This is a genomic window from Acinetobacter sp. TAC-1 (genome assembly GCF_029025845.1).
GTDB classification, from domain to species: domain Bacteria; phylum Pseudomonadota; class Gammaproteobacteria; order Pseudomonadales; family Moraxellaceae; genus Acinetobacter; species Acinetobacter guillouiae.
Map to the genome: position 1 here is coordinate 2,154,486 of NZ_CP118892.1, position 21,366 is coordinate 2,175,851.

At 35.0% G+C, this 21,366-nt stretch carries 29 protein-coding genes; 14 read left to right on the plus strand and 15 right to left on the minus strand.

Annotated elements, in window-relative coordinates; genetic code table 11:
• The first annotated feature begins 13 nt into the window (after positions 1-13).
• The 4 genes from PYV58_RS09990 (at position 14) to PYV58_RS10005 (ending at position 2,992) form a co-directional block, all read left to right on the plus strand.
• Positions 14-844, plus strand: coding sequence for a putative type VI secretion system effector (locus PYV58_RS09990; RefSeq protein ID WP_275059808.1), 831 nt, complete (start codon positions 14-16; stop codon positions 842-844).
• Complete coding sequence (locus tag PYV58_RS09995; protein ID WP_275059809.1) at positions 841-1,659, plus strand: putative type VI secretion system effector; 819 nt, start codon at positions 841-843, stop codon at positions 1,657-1,659. Before PYV58_RS09990 ends, PYV58_RS09995 begins: the two co-directional genes overlap by 4 nt.
• The gene (locus tag PYV58_RS10000; protein ID WP_275059810.1) at positions 1,646-2,488 is read left to right on the plus strand and encodes a putative type VI secretion system effector; all 843 of its coding nucleotides are present in this window, start codon (positions 1,646-1,648) and stop codon (positions 2,486-2,488) included. Before PYV58_RS09995 ends, PYV58_RS10000 begins: the two co-directional genes overlap by 14 nt.
• A 150-nt stretch (positions 2,489-2,638) precedes the next feature.
• On the plus strand, positions 2,639-2,992 hold the full coding sequence (locus PYV58_RS10005; protein ID WP_155768705.1) for a hypothetical protein: 354 nt from the start codon (positions 2,639-2,641) through the stop codon (positions 2,990-2,992).
• A gap of 262 nt (positions 2,993-3,254) precedes the next feature.
• Here the strand turns inward: PYV58_RS10005 and PYV58_RS10010 are convergent, their stop codons facing one another.
• The 6 genes from PYV58_RS10010 to PYV58_RS10035 all read right to left on the minus strand — a co-directional run bounded on the left by PYV58_RS10010 (position 3,255) and on the right by PYV58_RS10035 (position 9,539).
• Entirely contained in the window at positions 3,255-4,199 is a 945-nt protein-coding gene (locus tag PYV58_RS10010; RefSeq protein ID WP_034617942.1) for a phosphatidate cytidylyltransferase, read from the minus strand.
• On the minus strand, positions 4,196-4,936 hold the full coding sequence (locus PYV58_RS10015; protein ID WP_004821804.1) for a lysophospholipid acyltransferase family protein: 741 nt from the start codon (positions 4,934-4,936) through the stop codon (positions 4,196-4,198). The genes PYV58_RS10010 and PYV58_RS10015 overlap by 4 nt, the downstream gene beginning before the upstream one ends.
• A 318-nt stretch (positions 4,937-5,254) precedes the next feature.
• Positions 5,255-5,683 (minus strand): hypothetical protein, encoded by a 429-nt coding sequence (locus PYV58_RS10020; protein ID WP_034617944.1) that lies wholly within the window; start codon positions 5,681-5,683, stop codon positions 5,255-5,257.
• Positions 5,680-7,035, minus strand: a complete 1,356-nt coding sequence (locus tag PYV58_RS10025; protein WP_034617945.1) for a phosphatase PAP2/dual specificity phosphatase family protein — start codon at positions 7,033-7,035, stop codon at positions 5,680-5,682. Before PYV58_RS10025 ends, PYV58_RS10020 begins: the two co-directional genes overlap by 4 nt.
• Before the next feature lie 91 nt (positions 7,036-7,126).
• Positions 7,127-8,875, minus strand: coding sequence for a bifunctional alpha/beta hydrolase/class I SAM-dependent methyltransferase (locus tag PYV58_RS10030; RefSeq protein WP_034617947.1), 1,749 nt, complete (start codon positions 8,873-8,875; stop codon positions 7,127-7,129).
• A gap of 28 nt (positions 8,876-8,903) precedes the next feature.
• Positions 8,904-9,539 carry a CDP-alcohol phosphatidyltransferase family protein gene (locus PYV58_RS10035; protein ID WP_034617948.1) on the minus strand — a complete coding sequence of 212 codons (636 nt, stop codon included), beginning with the start codon at positions 9,537-9,539 and terminating at the stop codon, positions 8,904-8,906.
• A gap of 158 nt (positions 9,540-9,697) precedes the next feature.
• Between PYV58_RS10035 and ybaK the strand changes: the two genes are divergently transcribed.
• Positions 9,698-10,165 (plus strand): Cys-tRNA(Pro) deacylase, encoded by a 468-nt coding sequence (gene ybaK / locus PYV58_RS10040; protein WP_275059811.1) that lies wholly within the window; start codon positions 9,698-9,700, stop codon positions 10,163-10,165.
• An 89-nt stretch (positions 10,166-10,254) separates the two neighbouring features.
• On the opposite strand, the gene PYV58_RS10045 is transcribed toward ybaK, so the two are convergent.
• From PYV58_RS10045 to PYV58_RS10080, 8 genes are all read right to left on the minus strand, one after another.
• Positions 10,255-10,515 (minus strand): hypothetical protein, encoded by a 261-nt coding sequence (locus PYV58_RS10045; protein ID WP_034616606.1) that lies wholly within the window; start codon positions 10,513-10,515, stop codon positions 10,255-10,257.
• Between the two features lie 9 nt (positions 10,516-10,524).
• Positions 10,525-10,788: a hypothetical protein gene (locus PYV58_RS10050; RefSeq protein ID WP_034616608.1), complete on the minus strand. Its 264-nt coding sequence runs from the start codon at positions 10,786-10,788 to the stop codon at positions 10,525-10,527.
• Positions 10,788-11,387, minus strand: a complete 600-nt coding sequence (locus PYV58_RS10055) for an HNH endonuclease signature motif containing protein (protein ID WP_034616611.1) — start codon at positions 11,385-11,387, stop codon at positions 10,788-10,790. Before PYV58_RS10055 ends, PYV58_RS10050 begins: the two co-directional genes overlap by 1 nt.
• A gap of 3 nt (positions 11,388-11,390) precedes the next feature.
• Complete coding sequence (locus tag PYV58_RS10060; RefSeq protein WP_034616612.1) at positions 11,391-11,630, minus strand: hypothetical protein; 240 nt, start codon at positions 11,628-11,630, stop codon at positions 11,391-11,393.
• A gap of 134 nt (positions 11,631-11,764) precedes the next feature.
• Complete coding sequence (locus PYV58_RS10065) at positions 11,765-12,991, minus strand: hypothetical protein (RefSeq protein WP_034616615.1); 1,227 nt, start codon at positions 12,989-12,991, stop codon at positions 11,765-11,767.
• A gap of 12 nt (positions 12,992-13,003) precedes the next feature.
• Positions 13,004-13,786: a hypothetical protein gene (locus tag PYV58_RS10070; protein ID WP_034616618.1), complete on the minus strand. Its 783-nt coding sequence runs from the start codon at positions 13,784-13,786 to the stop codon at positions 13,004-13,006.
• A 2-nt stretch (positions 13,787-13,788) separates the two neighbouring features.
• Positions 13,789-14,091 carry a hypothetical protein gene (locus PYV58_RS10075; protein WP_034616620.1) on the minus strand — a complete coding sequence of 101 codons (303 nt, stop codon included), beginning with the start codon at positions 14,089-14,091 and terminating at the stop codon, positions 13,789-13,791.
• The gene (locus PYV58_RS10080) at positions 14,091-14,558 is read right to left on the minus strand and encodes a hypothetical protein (protein ID WP_034616621.1); all 468 of its coding nucleotides are present in this window, start codon (positions 14,556-14,558) and stop codon (positions 14,091-14,093) included. The genes PYV58_RS10075 and PYV58_RS10080 overlap by 1 nt, the downstream gene beginning before the upstream one ends.
• Before the next feature lie 302 nt (positions 14,559-14,860).
• Here PYV58_RS10080 and PYV58_RS10085 point away from each other — a divergent pair, with 302 nt between their 5' ends.
• Together PYV58_RS10085 and PYV58_RS10090 are read left to right on the plus strand one after the other, a co-directional pair.
• Complete coding sequence (locus tag PYV58_RS10085; RefSeq protein ID WP_034616623.1) at positions 14,861-15,736, plus strand: sce7726 family protein; 876 nt, start codon at positions 14,861-14,863, stop codon at positions 15,734-15,736.
• The gene (locus PYV58_RS10090; RefSeq protein ID WP_034616626.1) at positions 15,702-16,598 is read left to right on the plus strand and encodes a sce7725 family protein; all 897 of its coding nucleotides are present in this window, start codon (positions 15,702-15,704) and stop codon (positions 16,596-16,598) included. The genes PYV58_RS10085 and PYV58_RS10090 overlap by 35 nt, the downstream gene beginning before the upstream one ends.
• 195 nt (positions 16,599-16,793) lie before the next feature.
• On the opposite strand, the gene PYV58_RS10095 is transcribed toward PYV58_RS10090, so the two are convergent.
• Entirely contained in the window at positions 16,794-17,459 is a 666-nt protein-coding gene (locus tag PYV58_RS10095) for a LexA family transcriptional regulator (protein ID WP_034616629.1), read from the minus strand.
• A gap of 121 nt (positions 17,460-17,580) precedes the next feature.
• Here PYV58_RS10095 and PYV58_RS10100 point away from each other — a divergent pair, with 121 nt between their 5' ends.
• The 7 genes from PYV58_RS10100 (at position 17,581) to PYV58_RS10130 (ending at position 20,904) form a co-directional block, all read left to right on the plus strand.
• Positions 17,581-17,811: a Cro/CI family transcriptional regulator gene (locus PYV58_RS10100; RefSeq protein ID WP_034616632.1), complete on the plus strand. Its 231-nt coding sequence runs from the start codon at positions 17,581-17,583 to the stop codon at positions 17,809-17,811.
• A 58-nt stretch (positions 17,812-17,869) separates the two neighbouring features.
• Complete coding sequence (locus tag PYV58_RS10105) at positions 17,870-18,367, plus strand: phage regulatory CII family protein (protein WP_034616635.1); 498 nt, start codon at positions 17,870-17,872, stop codon at positions 18,365-18,367.
• Positions 18,368-18,534: 167 nt separating this feature from the next.
• Entirely contained in the window at positions 18,535-18,780 is a 246-nt protein-coding gene (locus tag PYV58_RS10110) for a hypothetical protein (protein WP_034616722.1), read from the plus strand.
• The gene (locus PYV58_RS10115; protein WP_034616638.1) at positions 18,777-19,073 is read left to right on the plus strand and encodes a hypothetical protein; all 297 of its coding nucleotides are present in this window, start codon (positions 18,777-18,779) and stop codon (positions 19,071-19,073) included. Before PYV58_RS10110 ends, PYV58_RS10115 begins: the two co-directional genes overlap by 4 nt.
• Entirely contained in the window at positions 19,070-19,990 is a 921-nt protein-coding gene (locus PYV58_RS10120) for a helix-turn-helix domain-containing protein (protein WP_034616640.1), read from the plus strand. The genes PYV58_RS10115 and PYV58_RS10120 overlap by 4 nt, the downstream gene beginning before the upstream one ends.
• Positions 19,991-20,404 carry a DUF559 domain-containing protein gene (locus PYV58_RS10125; protein WP_034616643.1) on the plus strand — a complete coding sequence of 138 codons (414 nt, stop codon included), beginning with the start codon at positions 19,991-19,993 and terminating at the stop codon, positions 20,402-20,404. It begins immediately after the preceding gene.
• Positions 20,405-20,406: 2 nt separating this feature from the next.
• On the plus strand, positions 20,407-20,904 hold the full coding sequence (locus PYV58_RS10130; protein WP_034616646.1) for a hypothetical protein: 498 nt from the start codon (positions 20,407-20,409) through the stop codon (positions 20,902-20,904).
• Positions 20,905-21,366 lie beyond the last annotated feature (462 nt).

The window sequence follows — 21,366 nt, forward strand, 5'->3', positions numbered from 1 at the left end:
AGAGTAGTAATACATGAGTTTAAAAAAAACAGACCGAATGATTAATGAACTGACAGATAGGCTTTTTATCGTAGAAGGTGAGGTAACGGATTTATTGACGCGTGAAACCATGCAGAATTTAAATACAAATATGAAAACGGGTACAGGTGCAATAGCTGTAGGTTCAGCACTTGTCGGGCAAATTGGGAATGCTGCTTTAGCAAGTTTTGCTGCTAGTGATGACGGTATTGAAGTCAGTGATTTTGCCATAGAAATCACTGATAAAAATGATCAAAAGCATTACTTTAAGGGATGTTTTCCTGTGGTGATGTTTAAAAAACGAGATATGATGAAAGTCATTGCAGAGCCGCTTTCAGGTCAAAATAAATATGCTTATGCAGTAGCTGTTATTGATAAAAAAGATAATTATATATGGACTGCTCAACAAGTATTTAATGGACGGCTTCGATACAGAATTTTTGGAATGAAAATGATGGCGGGAGGATCTCTATTTGTAATGTTTATACAACTAACCATAGATTATTTTATGTCAGATTCTATAAATCAAATGTTGTTTAGTGATATAGGAATTCAAATAACAGCCTTAATTGCTTTTATTGTTTTCACAGCGATTGGTTGGCGAATAGGAGCAAGTTTTGATGGCCAAAGTATAGAATTAGAAGCAATATTGAAAAAGTTGGGTTTTAATAACCCCAGTATGGCAAATTTAAATGACTTTTCAGTTTTTTCAGTAAATAGAAAAAATAAAATAAAAATGAATGAATATCCTGATCGTTGGGAGCAATACACTTATCGTTTAGATTTGGCTAAAGAATATGATGAAGAAAAATATGGGAAAAAATGAGTTTAAAAAAAACAGACCGAATGATTGACGAATTGGCAGAAAGGCTTTTTATTATTGAAGGTGAAGTAACTGATCTATTGACCAGTGAAACCATGCAGAACTTAAATACCAATATGCAAACAAGCACAGGTGTAATAGCTGTAGGTTCAGCACTTGTCGGGCAAATTGGGAATGCTGCTTTAGCCAGTTTTGCTGCCAGTGATGAAGGTATTGAGGTTAGTGATTTTGCTTTAGAACTTACAGATAAAAATAATCAAAAGCATTATTTTAAAGGATGTTTCCCTGTAGTGATGTTTAAAAAGGGAGATATGGTTAAAGTGATTGCTGAACCACTTTCGGGTCAAAATAAATATGCTCGTGCAGCAACTATTATTGATATAAAGAATAATTATATATGGGCTAGTCAAGAAGTAGTTAAAGGAAGATTTAGATATAGAGTTTTTGGGATGAAACTGATAGGGGCTGGGGGGGTGTTTTCAATAATGTTGTTTACTTCATTTGCTTTATTTGATGGAAATATCACTTTTATTTTGTATCCACCTATATTTATTACTTTATGTGTATGTATGTGTGTCTTTATTTTGATAGGTTGGCGTATAGGTGCAAGTTTTGATGATCAATGTATTGAATTAGAAGCAATATTAAAAAAATTAGGATTTAATAAACCAAGTCGAATGGATTTACAAAATTTTGCATTGAGTGATTTAAGTTGGAAAAATAAAGAAAAAGATTTTATCCATGAGAGATGGAAAGATTATACCTATCGTATTGATTTAGCCAAACAATATGATGAAGAAAAATATGGAAAAAAATGAGCTTAAAAAAACAGACCAAATGATTGACGAATTAGCAGAAAGGCTTTTTATTATTGAAGGTGAAGTAACTGATCTATTGACCAGTGAAACCATGCAGAACTTAAATGCCAGTATGCAAACGGCTACAGGTGCAATAGCTGTCGGTTCAGTACTAGTCGGACAAATTGGGAATGCTGCTTTAGCAAGTTTTGCTGCTAGTGATGATGGTATTGAAGTCAGTGATTTTGCCATAGAAATCACAGATGAAAATGATCAAAAGCATTACTTTAAAGGATGTTTCCCTGTAGTGATGTTTAAAAAGGGAGATATGGTTAAAGTGATTGCTGAACCACTTTCGGGTCAAAATAAATATGCTTATGCAGCAACTATTATTGATCAAAAAAACAGTTATACATGGACAGGCCAAGAAGTAGTTAAAGGTCGATTTCGATATAGAATATTTGGGATGAAATTAATGGGGGGAGTTTGCTTATTTGTAATGTTTATACAACTAATTATAGATTATTTTATATCCGATACGATAAATCAAATGTTATTTAGTGATACGGGAATTCAAATAACAGCCTTAATAGCCCTTATTGTTTTCACTGGTATTGGTTGGCGTATAGGAGCAAGTTTTGATGGTCAAAGCATTGAATTAGAGGCAATATTAAAAAAATTAGGATTTAATAAACCTAGTCGAATGGATTTACAACATTATGCTCTCAACGATTTGAGTTGGAAAAATAAAGAAGATAATAAAGGATATGTCCATGAACGCTGGAAAGATTATACCTACCGTATTGACTTAGCCAAACAATATGATGAAGAAAAATATGGGAAAAAATGAGCTTAAAAAAAAACAGATCAAATCATTATCATGATTAAATATATTTCAATATTAGGCATATGTCTTTTCACCTGTATTTCTTACGCTTCCACAAGTTTGAATGTAAAACTGGAAAATGCAAGCACATTGAATGTGCAGAAAGATAGGCATATGAAAAAGATAAAATTAGGTGAAATTAATGGATACAAAACTAATTGTAATAATAGTTATTTAGTAGTTTGGGGGATTCCTAAGAAATTCAGCGAGAGTTCTCCACAAAATAATGAGATTGTTTTCTATGATTTAAATAATAATAAACAAATAGTTGTGAAAACTAGTCATGCTATATTTGATGTTGATTTTTATAAAAATGAAGATAAAGCAATTTTAAGTTTAGCAACTACTCATACTGAAATAAATTTAAAGACAGGCAGGAAAAGTGATTTTCCAGAAATAACTCAATCTACTTTAAACCAATTGGAAGATTGTAAAAGTCAAACTCAATTTAAAAGATACAAAGAGTAGTAAATTATTTTGTCCTGAATTTGACTCAATTGAAGCAATAACTTTTTAATGATTAGGCTTCTTACACTAGTGGGAAAATGAGTATTCAATACCAATCCGTATTTTGCTGCTGAGATCAATTAACCTGCTTTTTGATTGATGAAACATAGAAGGTATTTCTATCGTGAGGCGACATAGAAATCGCCGTTAGGCAGCAGTATAGGACGTACCGCTCACCTAACAGAAGATTTGTCGCCTTTTCATTTTTGAAAAGTTCGACAGACTAACTCCACCAATATCTTAAAATATGAAAGAAGATGGGTGCAGAAAAGCAGATAGAATCAATCCGATCTAACATTCCACCATGACCATGAATTAACTGCCCCCAATCTTTGACACCACGGTCACGTTTGATGGCTGACATCACCAAACCACCGAAAAAGCCAAAGATACAAACAACCAGCCCTATCAATGTCGCTTGTAGATAGCTAAATGGAGTAAGCCATGCCATAGCAACACCTAAAGCTGTAGCTAAAACAATACCACCCACTAAGCCTTCAACTGTTTTTGATGGTGATAAGACCGGTGCAACCTTGTGTTTTCCAAAAAGCTTACCACAGACATATTGCAAAACATCGGATGCTTGAACGACCATAATCAGCCAGATTGCTAACCAAATCGGTTCACCTTTGAAACCATTTAGTTTTAAATTGAGTAATGCCGGAACATGGGAAATACAGAAAACACAGACCATGAGTCCCCATTGAATTTTAGAACTACGTTCAAGGAAGTGTTTGGTATCTTCTTGTTTTAAACTGGCAATTGGAATCAGTAAAAATACATAAAGTGGAATAAAAATTGAATATAAGCCGTACCAGTCGATATAGATCAAATAATATTGATAGGGAATAACAAAATAAAAGGCGATAAGTAAAGGGAAATAATCACCACGCCGTGTCGGCAATAGACTGGTAAATTCTCGTAGAGCAAACAGGGAAATAATCCCAAATAAGATAATAAATGCAGTTTGACCCAATAGGATGGCTGCACCAATGACGATCAACATCACCCACCAAGCATTGATCCGTGCGTTTAAATTATCAATCACTGATGAGGGTTTTTGCCCAGCTTTTTGCTTGAGAATAAAGCCCACACTAGATGCAAAAACTAAAATTCCCGCAAAAATACCAAATAAAAGATAGGTTTTATTCAGATTATCTAAAATCATTGATTCTCAACCTCTTTTAATTGTAATAGCTGCTTCTGTGCATAATCTATAAATGTGGCTTTATCCATTTCTAAATGTTGTTCTAAAGGAAAGCCAAAGCATACGGTAGACAGTAAAGGCAAAGGAACAAAAGAACCTTTTGGCATCACACGTCTTAGATTTGAAATCCAAACAGGGACAATCTCAATCTCAGGAAATTGTTTATGTAAGTTATAGAGGCCACTTTTAAAAGGTAATAGCTCAAGATCATCATCGAGATTTCGAGTACCTTCAGGAAAGAAAATAATCGAATAACCCTGAGCAAGAGCGTCTTTCACAGGTTGTAAAGGGTCTGCATTATCTTCGCGATTACGTTGAATCGTGACACCATTAAAGGTGTCTTTAATTAAAAATTGTCTAAAACCATCTTTCAGCCAATAATCTGAAGCAGCAACAGGTTTAGTTTTACGACGCATCAGTTTTGGAAGTGAAGACCATAATAAGATAAAGTCGATATGACTATTGTGATTGGCATAGTAAATACGTTGTTTCATCTCAGGCTGACAACCAACCCATAAGCTACGAGCACCAGTTAAGAGTCGTGCGCCACGGCGTGTCAAAAATGCGATAAAGCGAGCAATAGAGTGTGATGCTAAATTTCCATTAGATGAATCTAAGTGTTGAGTCTTTTGCTCTAAAGACGGTTTATTGTATGACTCTTTATCTTGTTCGGAACGTTGTTCAGGTAGTTGATTCATTCTCTAAGCCGATTGATATTGAAGCATTTTATTGTGGGGCAAGCTGTATAATAAGATGATTAAAGTATAAAATTCTACTTTTTAAGTGATTAAAATAAAAATATAACCAAACTTAGTTTTGAATAAAAAGTAAAAAGCTTGGTCTCCTTTTACAAATTTATCATTTCTATTTTTTGAATCATAGAAGAATTTTATAGCATTTCAAGATCTTCACTGCTGAGAAGCTGAGAATTTTCTTGATTTAAGATGATTAAAAGCATCATACGATAACAATTGAATATATCAGCTAAAACTGTATCAGTTGAGGTTAAAATCGCTTTAAATAATTCTAGAAATCAAAATCATTAAAACCAGATATTGTATCAATAATAAAGCAATTTGAAGTTTTAAAAGTTTAAAACATCCTGCAAAACGCTGTGACCAATCACGACCTGCTTTGGATGCGGGCATCAATTTCATACTCATTAGGGTTTGATCAAATTGCAGGGTTAAGTTTTCAATAGATTCAGTTTGGGATTCTCGTGCAATCATTTTAATGAGTTGAGCATCAAACTTAACTCGAAATGAGAGATAGTGATGAAATCCAGATAATAACAATGTAATGACAATGAAAGCCCAAAACTCAAAGGATTGCCAGCCTTTGAACAGGATGGCAAAAATAGATAAGGCAAAAGCCAAATAACCTGAAAGTAATATAGCTGTGGTTACAGACAACAGTTGCGCAACCACATAAAAATTCATTTTCATGGCGCTAAACCTTTCAGTTTTAGATGGTAAATTTCTAATTCTTCAAGTTGAGCTTGTTTTAATACCACCCAAGGGCGAGCTTTACGAATAATGTTTACCATTTCATCAATATTGGCATCTTGGTTTTGTTGAATCAGCCAAGCGGTGAGTACAGCGCTACTTCTTGAATAACCTAAGGCACAAAAAATCAGAATATTTGGGGTAGAGCTTGCTTCAAGCTTTGACATCAAATTATTTAATCGTGCTACGGCTAACTCAAGCTGATTGGCTTGTAATGGAATCAGATCTAGACTGAGATATTGCTGATATGCCGTTGCTTGGTTTAAGGGTAACTCAGCAACACAATCAAATATTGCATTGTATTGGTGGTGATCTTGTTGTGTTGGAATTCTTCCAATATAGATTTTTTTAAGTTCATGTTGAATGATGAAAGAATCTTCGGGATGCTTTTTGGTCCAAACACGACTATTAAACCAAGCAAAGATTAAATAAGGCGCAAGCAGTATTTGTGCTGCAACCGTCATTTTGCCATTTTCTTGTTTTTGAAAAAAATGTGGACGTACAAAACTATAGCTATGTGCAACGATAAACAGGCTCACGGCAGGGTAAATTAACCACAGTCCCCATGATCTAAACTCATAAGCTAAGATAAAGAAAATTACTGAACCACATAGGTAATAACTGCCAAGCTTTAAATGTTTTGCTGTTAACAGTTGCAGTCCATCTTTTCTGAATGGGGATTTTACTGAAATTGGAAATAACCATAAGCATAAAGCACCAACCAGTATTCCTGTAGGAAGGTCAATAAAATGATGCTGCCATGTGGTGAGTACAGAGATTCCAATCAGCACACACCAAAAATCGACCAAATATTTCCACGTACCTTGTACATGGCGACGATAGAAATCCCAAAGGATAATCAACAGAACAATATGTAATGAGGGCGCTTGGTTAAAGGGTTTATCGAAGCCCATGAGGACATCAAACCATAGACCGAAAAAACCATCTAAAGGTGGGCGTTCAAAACTAAACTTTAAAGGAAACAGTAAGAAGCAACTAATCGAAATAACTTGCGCTAAAAATAGCCTAAGCGCTTGTTGTTTAAGCTCAAACTTGTTCCAACAAAGCAATAAGGAGAGACCATAAAACAGGTCAATTGACCAATATGGCACAATCGTCCAAGCCCAAAGTGGAATATGCTTTTCCCAAGCAAAGACAATACTTGGAACATCACTCAGACCTGATGCATATTGATTTGCAAAGCCATAAGTGAGGAAAAAGAAAGGCGCAAGAAAAACTAAGCAAAGTACGCCCCATTTCCATGTCCCAGTTTCTTTGATGAGTGTTTGCATAAAACATCCGTAGATTTTTATTCTATTTAAATTAAAAAATTGGTGACTTAGATTGATTTATATCAAGTCACCAACTGTGATAGCAGAAATTTTATAGCTTTTGTGCGACTGAGACGGTAAATATTCCAAACTCATCAATACATTGGTCAACCTTTTTAAAGCCAGCAGCTTCAACAAGTGCATCCATTTCCGCTTGTGAGCGTAAACGCATTACCCATGCATCACCTTCACGATGTGAGGTTAGTGCACGCGCAATAAATTCTTGTTGTGGGTGCCAAATTTGACCGGTATAAATCAAATAACCATCTTTAAGAATTGCTTTACTTAAGCCTTCAAGTGATTGACGGAGCAAATCATTGTCTGCAAATAATTCATATAAACCCGAAACCACAGCAAGTGATGGTTTTGGTTTAACAGAGGCCAAAGACTGTGTATCAAACGCATCTGCTTGAACAAATTCAGCAATGTCATTGAGTCCACGCGCTGCAATCATTTGCTGACCAGCTTGTACATTGATATCGCTATAATCACGCAATAAAATCGAATCTGGTCGTTTTGGTAGTTGAACCGCAGCATCTAAAATATAACGCCCATGACCAGATGCAATATCCATAATTCTCAATGGCTTGCGTTTTTTAATCAGAATATCCGCATATTTCTGAACCAAATGTTCAAGGTTCTGTTTGCGGACACGGATCCCACGCCAACCAATCGCATTTAAATACTGGCGGTCAATGATTTTGCCAATAGGATTGGAACTTTCAGATTGATTACGATAGACAAAATCTAAAGTACTTCCAGAGTCATAGCCAGTGTCTTCACCAATTTTTAAGCCTTTAGATAAATGGCTACCAATTTTTAGATTCTTTTTGGTGATTTCCCAAAATGCATTTTTCATTGATTTAGCGGGTAAAGGTGAACTGAGATCTTCAGCGATAGCACAACTTGGACCAATTTTGTCCGCATTTAAAACGTCTGGAGCTTGATATTCAACCGCAAAGCATTGCTGGATAAATCGGCGTATTTTCTCTGTTGCTATATGGCGATCTTTTTCACCTAAAGTATCGTGAAAGAAGCCATCTAAAATATGTAATTCTTTTTTAGGATGCGGAAGCTTTTGGTAAAACTCACGTTGCGGTTTTTGAAAAACCACAAAATCTGAACCTGAGCATAACACTTGAGTCGGTACAAAGATGTTTTGTGAATCTGCAACAATTCGCTTAGAGGCATCATAGAGCCCAAGCAACATTCTCACCGAAATGGCTTTAGCAATTTTAGGATCGGTATCATAGCTTTGAGCACGTTCTTCATCATGGGTCAGCATTTTGGCTTTAACATAACTTTGGATGAAAAAATTACCGCGAATTTTTTCCATGACTCTTAAACTAGGTTCAGCAAATGGCACATAAAGCCTAATGTTAAAAGCAGGGGACGCGAGACACAAGGCGCGAATTTTAGGCGCATAATCATGTACCCATGTTGCGGCCAATACCGCACCTACACTTTGTGCAACTACAGCAATATTCTTGGCATCGATAGCATAGTTTTCTTCAATATGTTGGACAAAATATTGAATATCTTTTACACATGCTGAGAAGCTAGGTGCATCACCACGTTCGCCAGGGGAATCGCCGTGACCGCGGGCATCCCATGCAAAGAAATCAAAATCACTTAAATTGAGTTCCTTGACCAAATGCGCCATACGTCCTGAATGTTCATGTCCACGATGAAACAGAAGAATGGCTTTTTTTGTTTCGCTCGGTGAGTTGGTTGCCCAATGTTGATAAAACAATTCTGTTCCATCATGACTCTTAAAGGTGTGATGACTGTTGTTATACATACGAATTTACCCTAAATATGAAACTGTTTTATAAAGCTGTTTTTAAGCTATTTTTAATTCGGTTATAGATGGTTAAACTAAGCAGCAGACCAATTAAAATGAGTATGCCATTACAGATTAAGCCGAGAAGTTGTAAATTTGTAGTGAAGAATGGCAAGGCGACGATTACGACTGTGATTAAACTAAACCAAAATGCACGGTCACTTTTTCCCATTGGACCGTCATAACGACGTTCTTGCCCAATCAGTGGCGCCATTACACCAGTGTATTCACTTAGAATTGCAAGGAAAGCAATCAATAACAGTAATTTTGCATTGATAAAGCCAAAAGCAATCAAGCATAGATAGAGTGCTGTGTCCGAAATAACATCACACAACTCATTGTAAAACGCACCTAAGTTGGATTGTTGTTTAAATTCACGGGCAAGCATTCCATCGATGGCGTTGAAAGCCATTCTTAGCAACATCCACAAGGGGAAGAGCAATAACCACCCATTTACAGCATGATTCAGATAATACTGGTATAGAAAAAAGCTTAAACCAAGCGATATAAACATCGCTAATAATGTGACTTGATTTGCCGTGATTCCGATATTAAAAAGCTTTTGAACAAAAGGGCGCAGTAAGTTTTGAAATGCTGGTTTTAATTGATAGATTGATGGCATTGTTCTAGTAATATAAGGTATATGACAGGATTTTAATCAAGTTTTCCATGATTTTACAAGTATTAATTTTCATCATTTAAATTTGTATTGTTATTTTAAAATTTACATAAATAGTCCTATAATTCAAATGTCTTCTTAATTTTGATCTTGTTTATTCTATGACTCCTGCTTGCAAAGTTTTAAAATCAAATAAAATTGAATTTTCAATTCATGAATATGAACATGATGTAAATGCAAAAAGTTTTGGCTTAGAGGCTGCTGAAAAATTAGGTTTAAATGTTGAAGAAGTGTTTAAAACTTTGATGGTGACAGATGATAAAAACTATTTTGTTGCCATCCTTCCAGTGAACCATCAATTAAATTTAAAGAAAGTGGCGAGTGCTTTTGCTTGTAAAAAACTACATATGGCTGATCCTAAAGATGCAGAGCGTTTAACTGGATATTTAGTCGGTGGAATCAGTCCTGTAGGTCAAAAAAAGCGTTTAAAAACGGTGATTTGTGAAAGTGCTCAGCAGTTAAGTAAAATGTATGTTAGTGGTGGGAAAAGGGGCTTGGATATTGGGGTTAATCCACAAGACTTAGCTAAGGTTTTGGGTGCGAATTTTGCTGATATTGTTGATGTTTAATCCATCCTTTTATTGATGAATTTTAATTAAAAATAATAATGTTACTCACTATGTTACTCACAAAAAGATTTGCTCAAAAATAAAGCCACTTAAGTGGCTTTATTTTTTGAATCTATATCTAATATTACAGACTGGACATATGAACTGAACCAATAACTCTTTCGACCATCCTTAAATGGCTTCGTGTAGCGTCCTTCTCTAATTCTAGCGTCTAGAGTTTCAGGTTCTATATTCAGCAAGTGAGCAAATTCGGCGCGGCCAATTCTACGTTCTTCTTTTTGGTTAACAAGTTTCTCAACAAGACTCGTTAAATGTTTGAGAGATTCAGATTCAATTTTTAATACACCCATTTCAACACCTCAACAAGCTTTCTTTCTAGTGCGCTTAATATCAGCAGCAATAGATTGAGTTGAATTAATAATTAATTGTTCAGCCTGATTAATATTATCTAAACTGTTCATGTAACAAGCAATCGCATTACCAGCTATGCAATAACCAAATTCAGTTGCCATTTGGGGATCTGACCTTTTGAGATGTTCAAACATTGGCCCAATCATTTGCTTAAATAATTGTTCTGCAACTTCAGTGGGCGTTCCTTCAAGTTTTAAACTTTCAATATCCATTACTTCACCTGCTTATGTAGTTGATGTTTCAAGTTCTTAATCTTGGCCATTAATAGGCAAGATTCATTACTATCTGGTGTAGCCAATTCGTAATAGCTTTGACTATATCTAACCATTTCGGCCTTGCTCATTAGAATCAAATTTTCAATTCGACAATCTGTTTTATCCTGGTTCTTAAAGGCCACCACATAGCCTTCAGGAATAAGGCCTTTTTCCTTTTCCCAAACCATTCTATGTTTTAATTCAAACACGCTTGGCTCAGAAGTTTTAACCAGAACATAACCATCTTTAGAGCAAATTCTTTCATAGCCGATGGGCTTAGCATTCCAAGTTGGCCGACCTTTTTTAAAACTGGTTTTGTTAGCTTTAGTAAGGCCTTTTGTACCAGTATTCCACGGTTTAGAGCCTTTCTTGAAACAACCGCTTCTGCCCGTGCTCCATTTTTTTCTCTTACATAGGGATTTTATTTGATCAACAGTAAAAGATGTTCCGAATAGAGTATTAGTCTTTTCAGTTAACTCTTTTCGCCCCAAGATGCAATTTGATTTAATAAAATCCAATTGAGCTTGGGAATATTTAATTGCAGTACCTTTTGACATAAATCACCCAATCAGATTTTGAGGAACTTCAATTGGATCGACATTTTTCAATCCCTTATGTTCAGCAACAAGCTTGGCAGCACTTAAGCGCATATTGTTATTCTCAATAACCTGTTTACTGATTTTTTCAACTGCACCGGCTTTTTGGATTTCCGCTTGAAGCTCATCACCTTTAAGATCTGGATTACTCAAACGATCAAGTTGAGCAAATAAAATAGAATTTAAATCTATAGGTGTATTCATATTTTTATCTCCAGACTGCTTCTTTAAATTTAGCGTCCGCAATTAAACTGTCTATTTCCGAAAATGAAACATTGTTGAATATGTGGGTCATTCGGTTGCCAAATACGGTTAAGTTTCTAGTGATCGAAGAATATTTAAATTTCATTTTCCACCACCTTGGAAACTGAGTTTTCAAGCTCAAATCGACGTTTACGAACCAGTCCCATTAATTTCGGTTGAATGTCTGGATGACGGGTTGCAACATCAATTTCTAAAATATCCAAGGCTGTTAAATCAGGTGCATTTTGGATCTGAACCACTAATGATGGTGGTTGTTCAGGAGGTGGAGCGGTCGCACCCAATTCACTCAATCTTTTATTAATTGCATCCATCAATGGCTTACGCTGTTCTTCAGTCCAATTGACCGTATATTTATACAAGGCATTAGCTTCAGCAGGTGATTTTGATTTTTTAGCACGTTCTAATAGTTCTTTTAACAGATTGTCATATTGATTATCCTGAATATTCTTTAATGCAGTCGCTTGAAACTCAGCATGTTTAGAACATTTTGCAAGATTAATTTCTGAGAGTTGTTCTTCGCTAAAACCTTGATCATTCACATCGTGTAGAGTGGTTTTAATCTCTTCCTCTGAAACACATGCATTAATGCCATCTATATAAATTTGATGATCAATGTAACTTGGTTTTGGTGCATATTGCTCAGGATCAAGTTCTATCAACTTATTCTCAGTCAATTTGCATAGGTGTTGAGTATGTTCACGCTCAAGATGACCATTAGCAAAAAACACTGGGCGTAATAAAAGAACAGCTTCTGTTGTCGTACAGTTTGCAATTTTCGCTGCAAATTTATCAATTATTAAGGCAGGATCTGTTTCAATTTCTGGGGTATCTTCAGTTTTAAAAGCTTCTTTAGTTTTACGAGGAGCTTTAGATTTTTTAGACTTTTCACTGAAACCGTCTTTAATTTCAATTTCTGTAATCATATTGCCAAACGTTTTACCAAATGCCTGTAGCTGCAGCTGTGCATTTTCAGCATCTAATTGAGCAAATCCATTTGCCACACTCAAACATATATCACCATGTTCTGGATCATATTTAGTACGCAAGATACATGTTGGCATCACAATAAAGATTTCTTGGCCATTCTCCAGATCGTGCGGCTCAACTGGCTTAGTAAATTGAATATCTGACAATGTTAAAGATTCACGTTTAATGCAGAACTCATAACCAGGTAAAGCGAAGATCGTAGCAGGGAATTGATTTAAGTCATCAAAGTCCATCAATTCGCCAACAGCGCGACACATAATATTTTTACCAGCCATGAGTGCTGAAAATGCTTCATTACTATTTAATAAATTCATTTTATATTTACCTCAATGCTGCATTTGATTTTGTTGTTGAACTTGGTTTATCGGGGGCGCTTCATTCCATCCCATTTGATCTGCTCGAGCACGGCAGGCTTTTGATATACCTGACTCGTATTGAGTGCCTTTGAATGTGTTAATTGCTTTATCAAGGGTTTGAGGATTTTTAGCATCTTTTATAGCTAGAAGTGCATCGTTATAACGCTGAGCCAATGGCTTTTGTTGCTGACCACTAGCTTGGTTATTTTGATTGCGATTAGGTTGTTGAGACTGTCTTGAGTTTTGCTGATTATTTTGATTTTGAGAGGGCTGTTGTTTTTGCTCATTGTAATGTGCTGCAGCCATTTCTTGATATTTCCAATCATCCCAAATACCTGAGAAAATATCACCAGCAAAACCAATAAAACTAAGCGCCTTAACCATTGCATCTGTGACTGATTTTTTAGGGGCATCCTCGTCGTATATCATTTTACCTGTACTGGTTTTATACATGGCCATTGTTCCGCCCATATGTTCCACTGAACACTTTTTACCTTCTTGCATATACCAAACGCGGACTGTCGCATAATGCATCATTGTTTCGGCATTACATTGCTGAAAACCTTGTTGAACTATTTCAATTCCCCAACCTTGGCCACAAGGGCCAAAAGTCTCGGTAGCTCGTTGAACTAACCAATACGGTTGAGGTGATGAGCCTTTATAAGATTTACCTGTAATCGGCTTAACTTTCTTTGGATCTGTGATGCTTAAAGAATTCCAAAGATCCATGTTTGTATTATTTGAATTAGTCATGATTATGCTCCAGTCCATCCCATACGCTTTTTATATGCGCGACGTTCGTAAGAGGGAATATTTGAATTTTGAAGCCCAATAGCCAATGCTTTGCGCTTCTGAAACTTGCGCTCACGTTCAAAATTAAGGCTAATCCAAGGTTTCTCTAAGTGTTCTGCGAATTCGATAAGAAACAAATATCCTGATTTACTAACCCGGTAAATTTCACCATTTTTCTGAATGTATTCAAATGAATAAATACGCATGCGAAATTCGCCGTTTTCATCGCTTATAAATTCTGATTTTTTAGTAGTTGATGTATTCATTAGACAGCCTCCACTAATTTATTACGTTCGATATATCCGACAATAATTTGATTAATCATTCGGTGATCGTTGTAATCTGTGAAGTCGTTATATTCTTTGCCGTTAATGTCTTGGATCTCATCAATTGCTAAGTTGGTGATATCAACTGCCGTAAATTCAGAACCAGGAACACCGTAGTTATCATTATGAGATTCAAAATCAAAGCTAACTTTAAGTAAGAAGCTATCAAGTTTTATTACTGCAATACCTGATTTATCAGATGTCAGTTTTAAGGCTTGGATTCCATACTCTGAGGGAGTCACGTTTGGAACATTCACTGGTGGCTTGTATTCAGTGGCTTTTTGATCAATTACTAAAGCAATTGCGCCAGTAGTTAATAGACCACTTATTAAAGCAACTTTGAAAAAGCCCATAGGCTGTACACGATGTGTAACAATGGGATTGATTGAATGCGGTTTTGTGTTCATACTTATCTCACTCTTTGAGTAGAAACCCTCGAATTGCTTTGGTCGGCTTCGGGGGTTTTGTTTATTTGTGACTATAAATATAACTATAGTTATTTTTATAGTCAAGATAATATAATTAAAATTATTACTTTAGTTATAATTATTTTAGGAATGAAGCTAAATAGATAAAAGAAAGCGTGTATGAAACTCTGTTAGTGTATGAAGTAACATTGGAATAAATTGGCTGTCAAGATTACTTTTCGATGTTAAATTAAGTATGATCAACGCTGTAATTAAGTTGGAATTCATTTGAGTTTTTTGTTATGGACTTAGAATATAGAAAGCTATCAAAAATTTTCAATAGTAGTGTACTAAGTGACATGGCTACTGGAGATCTATCTTATATTCAAAAAGTATCTCAGCAATTCTTTTCTCATGAGAACAATTTGAGTTTAAGTGAACTTTTTCAGAAGTCTTTTGAAATTCTTCAAAAAAACTATCCAAATGAATATATCTATAAGAATCTTATTGCTACAAAAATACTTTTAGGTAGACATTCGCTGAATACTGCAACAATGTTAACGGAATTTAGAGTTGGTAAAAATAAAGCTGATTGTGTAATTCTAAATGGTAAGTCTACATGTTATGAGATTAAAACAGATTATGATTCTTTGACTCGTTTAGAGGACCAATTAAACTCGTTTTTACAATTATTTGATGAGGTATATGTGGTATGTTCGAAGAAGTTCGAGAATATAATCTTTAATGTAATTCCTGAAGAAGTAGGGGTAATATCATTAACTTCATCAAATACTTTTAAAACCCTTCGTAAAGCTCAAAATCGTAATGTACCACTTAACAAAGATTTGCTTATCGGATCAATGCGACAATCTGAATATAAACAATTAGCTGAAGAAATTTTAGGTGAAAAAATATTTTCTCCTAACATGTTGATTTATAAAAAATGCTTGTCAATTATAAATGATTATCAAGATCATGAAAAATTAAATAAGAAATATATCCAAATTTTAAAAAATACTAGAAAAAATGATGATATATTCATCAATTCAATGCCTTTGTCACTGACAAATGCTGTTATAAGTTATAAATTTTCTAAAAAGCAACAAATAGCTTTATTAGACTTACTAAAAAGTGGAGAAATAAATGTATTATCCGATACTAAGGGGCAAACGGTCTGAATTCTTAGCAATTAAAGAACTTCTAGAAAATACAGATATATCAAAAGTTATTCCAATTATTGAACCTGTTCGAGAAGGCTTTTCTGAGTTAATTGCTGCAATTAAAAGCTTAAATGGATATGATATTGAACCTTTAATTATTGTAAATCCTAATAAAGGTGACTTTAATAAAGTTCATACATTTATTAATGATGACCTGAAATCTCAGGATAGCACCATTAAATTTATTCCTTGTCTAGATACATCTGATAACAATTATCCACAATATCTTGATAAGCTTGAAAAATTTTCATTGTTTACAAATGGCTTAACTGACGAAATTGTTGACCTTTCGCACAAAGCTAAATTTACTTTCGTAGGTAGTTCTACTTCTGATAATACTCTTGCAAAGATGAATTCAGTTGTGTTGTATGGTGATTTTTTTCAATCTCAAAAGCGTAATGCTGATTATCCTCCAGAATCTTATTTTTCTGATTTACACACATCATTTCACTTGAAACCCAATACTGTAGGTTTTGCAGATTACACAATTACAGGGAAAGATTTTTCTGATTCAGGCGGTCCAGCTATTGTTGTAACAATACATGCATCCTATTTTAAACTTGATACTCATGCTCCAATGTTTATAAGACATTATTTATCTTATGATGATGGAGAACAAAAGAATCCAGGTGATAAGTTTAAAGATGCATTAGAAAAATTTATTACTGAGGTTGATTCTAAAATATTAAATTTCGAAGAAACATTTGCAATAAGTAAGTTCAAAAATTTGCATCTAATTAAACATTTCCCTGGTCTCGGTCAGGTTAAGAAATTATCTATGATGCATCATATTGAATCAATTAATAACTACTTGTCTTAATTTTTTATAAGAACCTGCATAATGCAGGTTCTTTTTTGATTTATCTAAAGGTCTTGTTAAAATATAAAAACTTTACCTATAACTTGAAATTATCTTTTAATTCAATTCTTATCTCAGATTAGTTAATGTTTTTAGTTTGTGAATCTATATGAATCAAATGAAATATTCTATGGCAAAGCTTTAGTTGCCAATGCCTTATTTATTAAATGATCTTAAATGTTCAACCACAACCCCAATTATTCTAATTTCATGTTGTATTGAGTTCATCGTAGGAAAGTCTGGATTTAAGGGTATTAATTCAAACGTTTCACGTCCATGTTCATCATATCCTATAGCTCTATATTTCTTAAAAGTAGCTTCATGGCTACCGTTTTGAGCAATCACATAACATCCTGGATACGGATCTTTAGCTGAGTCAACCACCAACTTATCACCTGGTAAAAATTCAGGTGACATACTTAATCCTGAAACTTCTAGTGAGAAAACACTATCAGGTCTACAACTTCGATAAGTCGTGTATGTTTCACCTTTTGGATTAATTCCATCATAACCAGATTCATGAAAAATACCTGCCTGAACAAAATCAAGAACAGGGATTTTAAAAAGAGGACTTTCGTTAACAACAACATTTGTAAAACTCAAGTCTTTTTTATCAGCTGTTGAAGCTCCCTCGCCAGTTGTTAACCATAAAGGGTCTACTGCTAAAAAGTCAGCAATAAGTGGAAGAAATGATGATTTCTGGTTTCGTCCTGACTCTAAAGCTTGGTATGCGGGTTGTGACATTTTGACAGCTTCAGCAACTTCAAGTTGAGTTTTTCTGGCATTTTTCCTAGAAGCTTTTAATCGATCTTTTAATGACATAAATAAACACCAATAAATTTATAACAATATATAACTTTGGTTATATTGGTTCAAATAACTATAGTTATTGACTAAAAATAACTATAGTTATATATTGGTTATATTCATCGAGGGGATAACCATGAATAGTGATGAGAAAAATATTTTCGAAAAACTTGTAAACCATTTTGGTGGGCAGGAAAACACAGCCAAAGCTCTTGGTGTAAAACAACCAGCAGTTTCAGGTTGGGTACGTGGTTCAAAAAAAATGTCTGAGCTTGTAGCTATGCGTGCTCAATCTGCCACACAAGGTGAATTCAAAGCTGCTGAATTATGCCCATCTTTAACCGAATTTAAGCATTTAACTGCCTAATACCTTTATACCTCGGTCAATATTTTAAATAAACGTGAATAAAGTTAAGGATTCACATATGGAAATTAATTTAAGCCGAGAAGCCCAAAACGCAATCTGGCAAATGATAAGTAATACACCGGGATTTACGCCTAAAGATATTGCGCAAGTAATTGGGGATTCACATAACACAATTTGCAATTACGCAAATATAAATATGCCGAACCATTTACCCAGTATTAAAAAGTTAGAAGCAATTCTTTATTACACCCAAAATCCAGCCTTATTAAAAATTTGGGCGCATGAACTTGGCTTTGCATTAGTTCCTGTGACATGTGACCGCAGTAAGCATCATGAATTGTCAATTTTTGAGGCAATGATGCAGCACAACATTAAGTCAGGAAAGACTAACAAAGCTGTCTATGAAGCGTATGAGGATGGTGTAGTAACACCACAAGAATATGAAGAGATCCATCAATTGACATTGCATCTAATTGAATTGGCGACAGCTGTAGACCAAGCAGCTTTAAAACAAATGAAGAGATATACATCAGGCCCTGAAAAAGAAAAAGCCTGAGGCTCATATCCCAGGCTTTCCTATATCCATTACGAGGTGGAATGAATATGAGTTCAAATTTAGCACAAATTTCACTCATTTTAAAGAAGAAGCCTGACGTATCAGATCAGGCTTCCCGTAATTCACCGCGTACCCAATACACCCTAAACGACTTTTCGGAGTATCGAATGGACATCAATCTAGCACAAGAAAAAGAGCCAGGCAAATACATGAATAGCGATGTGGTTGTGTATATGAATCACATTAAAATAAAAGACTTACAAACGGTAGAAGCGTATCAACCGAACAATCATTACTGGTTAGAAAGCGGTAAGTTGGTAAAGGAAGCTGATATACGTACAGCCACTTTGCCAGAGCTATTTCATAAACGCCGTTTAGATGAAATCGAGCAATCGATTGCGGAGGTTCCATGAATAGCCATTTTCAAATTAAACCTGAGCATAAGCAGACTCAGGAAATCCAATCATTTTATGAACCAACTTTGCTTTTGCTGAACCATATTCATGACATCAAAAAAGGCAATCTAAGAATGCGTGGTTACAACGAAGAGAATGCTGCTGTAACCAAGGAAGAATTGGCACAAAAGATGGCTTATCGATTCAAGATTACAATTTGGTTATCACATCAGGTTATTACGAGCTTGATCAAAGCTGAACAGGTCATTTCATTTGGTGGGTACTTAAAGCCTAAGGTCGGTGAATTATGAGCCTTGATGCAACTGTATGGGCTTGGAAAACAACTGTAGATGGTGCTAGTCAAAAGCTAGTACTTCTATCACTTGCTGATCGAGCTGGAGATGACCATAAGTGCTTCCCAAGTTTAAAACGGTTAGAGAAAGACACCACTTTAAATCGCAAAACGATTATCAAAGTTTTAGACGAACTTGAACTTAAAAAGTTGATTAAATTTACAGGTGAAATTAAAGGGAATGGCGTAAAAGTCTATCAATTAATTGGAGTGTTTGGACGTGAAGATAGTTCAGATACCAATACCAAAAAGGGGACTAGTACCAAAAATGACACTGGTGTTGATTTAGGCACTGGTTCCAAAAACGGTACTAGTACCAATAATGGAACTGGAACCAGTACCGATTTTGGTACCGAGACCAGTACCAATTTTGGGACACAGAACCTCCCAAGGAATCTCCCATTAGAATCTAAAAATAAAAAAGACTGGCTTTGTTTGAAAAAACTTCGTTGGGAATTAGATCAAGCTGATCCCACGGTAGTGCCAAAGTGGATCATCGAAGCAAGTTGGTTTGAACGTGAGAAAAAAGCATTCGAGCTTTTCAATGCTGGAAATAATCTTTGTGATGATCTCTTGATTTACCACTTCGCTGACACACTTTTGAAAAACCGTCACAAATACGACAAAGCGCAAAATGGCAAATCAAGCAGTGAATCTGATTTAGTATTTTTCTCATCACCTCAACAGATTTACGTGTTTGCAAACAAACTTGCTCAACTTCCTGATGTCATCGATAAATTCAGTATGCCTGGTGAATCCTTTGAAAAACTAGCAAGCCGCATTGCCGCAAAACTCTCAGATCCCAACGAACTCCAAAACTGGAAATCACATCTGCAGGCAGTTGGATTTAAACCTAAGAGTAGAGGTGCAGCGTAAGTGGAAAGCATCTCAATCGCTGAATACCAAAAACTTTACAGTGTTAGAACTAAGAAGAAATCTAACTTGAAACGCAGTACTGGAGTTAAAACTCAACGCGCTGAAAGTATCGGTGAATCAACCTTGGCCAACCAATTATTAGTTTTAAAAATCAACTTTGAACAGGAATATAAATTCCATCCTAAACGTAAGTGGCGTGCTGATTTTCACATTGTGGGCAAGAAGATATTGGTTGAGGTTGAGGGCGGTGTATGGAGTGGTGGACGTCATACAAGGGGTAAGGGTTATATCAGTGACATGGAGAAATACAACGCTGCAGTGGTAATGGGATATCAGGTATTACGGTTTAGTACAGAGCAAGTGAAATCAGGTTTAGCGGTTCAACAGATAGAAGCAATAGTAGGGAATTTATAACGATGGGTACTGTAGTTGCAACACAACATATTTTACAAGCAGTTGATTGGTCCCGTTTTGACTTGGAAGGCTGGTTATATCAGTTTGGTGCTTGGTTATATACCAATACAGCTCCTACAGGCAAAAGTGTAAATCCGATCGCTGTGGCAATGGATAATGCTGTTAAGGCAAAGAAGTATAAGAAGTTAAATGCAGAGCAAAAATTAAAAATTATTGCTGGCTACATGTTAGATGAGTTTGAAGAGCCAAAACCTAGAAAAACACGCCTTACTTGTGAAATCAATGACAATGAAGCAAGAGCTGTACAACGTTTAATTTTAGATCTACAAGGTCAGTCAGAAATATTAGATGATTGGATGGATGCGGTGATCAGTCGTTACTTTTATAGTTGCTCATGGTCAGAGATGGTTAGGCCAGAACGTACTCAAAATGATGCCCGTTCAGATGTGAAGTGCGGTTTAGCTGCATTACATTCTAGATATGGATTTATCAAATTTTAATTTTGAGAAAGTATAATATTAAACTTTTGAACGATATTAATTAGGCAAATTAAAGTTTTGATAAATTAAATTAATTGATTTATATCTTAAAATTTATATGTACTTTAATTAATTCATATGTTTAATAATGTTAATTAAATAACCATTTAATTTGATAGTGTGATGAATTAGCTGTATTCTTTCGTAATTGCTAAGTATTCATAGTTTATATACCCATCTTTCCCCAAAGTATGGGTATTTTTTTAACTCAAATTTATTGAAATGAAAATCATTATCATCTATAGTTTTGTTTAATATCAATCTAAGATACCTAGATTGTGTATTTATTGACAACTCGTAATGACGGGCAATCTATTTTCCTAAACTTACATAATATTAAGAAGGAGGGTATTTAATCAGAACAATAAGCTAAGAATTTTAAGTTATTTAAGTAATTCAAATAGTGTTGTATATTTTTTGAAC

What these genes read in the sequence shown, in the direction of transcription:
- PYV58_RS10120 (WP_034616640.1), top strand. Translation starts at nt 19,070, where the DNA reads ATGAGCCTTGATGCAACTGTATGGGCTTGGAAAACAACTGTAGATGGT.
- PYV58_RS10005 (WP_155768705.1), top strand. Translation starts at nt 2,639, where the DNA reads ATGAAAAAGATAAAATTAGGTGAAATTAATGGATACAAAACTAATTGT.
- PYV58_RS10080 (WP_034616621.1), bottom strand. Translation starts at nt 14,558, where the DNA reads ATGAACACAAAACCGCATTCAATCAATCCCATTGTTACACATCGTGTA.
- PYV58_RS10115 (WP_034616638.1), top strand. Translation starts at nt 18,777, where the DNA reads ATGAATAGCCATTTTCAAATTAAACCTGAGCATAAGCAGACTCAGGAA.
- PYV58_RS09990 (WP_275059808.1), top strand. Translation starts at nt 14, where the DNA reads ATGAGTTTAAAAAAAACAGACCGAATGATTAATGAACTGACAGATAGG.
- PYV58_RS09995 (WP_275059809.1), top strand. Translation starts at nt 841, where the DNA reads ATGAGTTTAAAAAAAACAGACCGAATGATTGACGAATTGGCAGAAAGG.
- PYV58_RS10050 (WP_034616608.1), bottom strand. Translation starts at nt 10,788, where the DNA reads ATGGATATTGAAAGTTTAAAACTTGAAGGAACGCCCACTGAAGTTGCA.
- PYV58_RS10035 (WP_034617948.1), bottom strand. Translation starts at nt 9,539, where the DNA reads ATGCCATCAATCTATCAATTAAAACCAGCATTTCAAAACTTACTGCGC.
- PYV58_RS10100 (WP_034616632.1), top strand. Translation starts at nt 17,581, where the DNA reads ATGAATAGTGATGAGAAAAATATTTTCGAAAAACTTGTAAACCATTTT.
- PYV58_RS10020 (WP_034617944.1), bottom strand. Translation starts at nt 5,683, where the DNA reads ATGAAAATGAATTTTTATGTGGTTGCGCAACTGTTGTCTGTAACCACA.
- PYV58_RS10030 (WP_034617947.1), bottom strand. Translation starts at nt 8,875, where the DNA reads ATGTATAACAACAGTCATCACACCTTTAAGAGTCATGATGGAACAGAA.
- ybaK (WP_275059811.1), top strand. Translation starts at nt 9,698, where the DNA reads ATGACTCCTGCTTGCAAAGTTTTAAAATCAAATAAAATTGAATTTTCA.
- PYV58_RS10010 (WP_034617942.1), bottom strand. Translation starts at nt 4,199, where the DNA reads ATGATTTTAGATAATCTGAATAAAACCTATCTTTTATTTGGTATTTTT.
- PYV58_RS10130 (WP_034616646.1), top strand. Translation starts at nt 20,407, where the DNA reads ATGGGTACTGTAGTTGCAACACAACATATTTTACAAGCAGTTGATTGG.
- PYV58_RS10075 (WP_034616620.1), bottom strand. Translation starts at nt 14,091, where the DNA reads ATGAATACATCAACTACTAAAAAATCAGAATTTATAAGCGATGAAAAC.
- PYV58_RS10070 (WP_034616618.1), bottom strand. Translation starts at nt 13,786, where the DNA reads ATGACTAATTCAAATAATACAAACATGGATCTTTGGAATTCTTTAAGC.
- PYV58_RS10025 (WP_034617945.1), bottom strand. Translation starts at nt 7,035, where the DNA reads ATGCAAACACTCATCAAAGAAACTGGGACATGGAAATGGGGCGTACTT.
- PYV58_RS10105 (WP_034616635.1), top strand. Translation starts at nt 17,870, where the DNA reads ATGGAAATTAATTTAAGCCGAGAAGCCCAAAACGCAATCTGGCAAATG.
- PYV58_RS10055 (WP_034616611.1), bottom strand. Translation starts at nt 11,387, where the DNA reads ATGTCAAAAGGTACTGCAATTAAATATTCCCAAGCTCAATTGGATTTT.
- PYV58_RS10045 (WP_034616606.1), bottom strand. Translation starts at nt 10,515, where the DNA reads ATGGGTGTATTAAAAATTGAATCTGAATCTCTCAAACATTTAACGAGT.
- PYV58_RS10065 (WP_034616615.1), bottom strand. Translation starts at nt 12,991, where the DNA reads ATGAATTTATTAAATAGTAATGAAGCATTTTCAGCACTCATGGCTGGT.
- PYV58_RS10060 (WP_034616612.1), bottom strand. Translation starts at nt 11,630, where the DNA reads ATGAATACACCTATAGATTTAAATTCTATTTTATTTGCTCAACTTGAT.
- PYV58_RS10000 (WP_275059810.1), top strand. Translation starts at nt 1,646, where the DNA reads ATGGAAAAAAATGAGCTTAAAAAAACAGACCAAATGATTGACGAATTA.
- PYV58_RS10085 (WP_034616623.1), top strand. Translation starts at nt 14,861, where the DNA reads ATGGACTTAGAATATAGAAAGCTATCAAAAATTTTCAATAGTAGTGTA.
- PYV58_RS10090 (WP_034616626.1), top strand. Translation starts at nt 15,702, where the DNA reads ATGTATTATCCGATACTAAGGGGCAAACGGTCTGAATTCTTAGCAATT.
- PYV58_RS10110 (WP_034616722.1), top strand. Translation starts at nt 18,535, where the DNA reads ATGGACATCAATCTAGCACAAGAAAAAGAGCCAGGCAAATACATGAAT.
- PYV58_RS10095 (WP_034616629.1), bottom strand. Translation starts at nt 17,459, where the DNA reads ATGTCATTAAAAGATCGATTAAAAGCTTCTAGGAAAAATGCCAGAAAA.
- PYV58_RS10015 (WP_004821804.1), bottom strand. Translation starts at nt 4,936, where the DNA reads ATGAATCAACTACCTGAACAACGTTCCGAACAAGATAAAGAGTCATAC.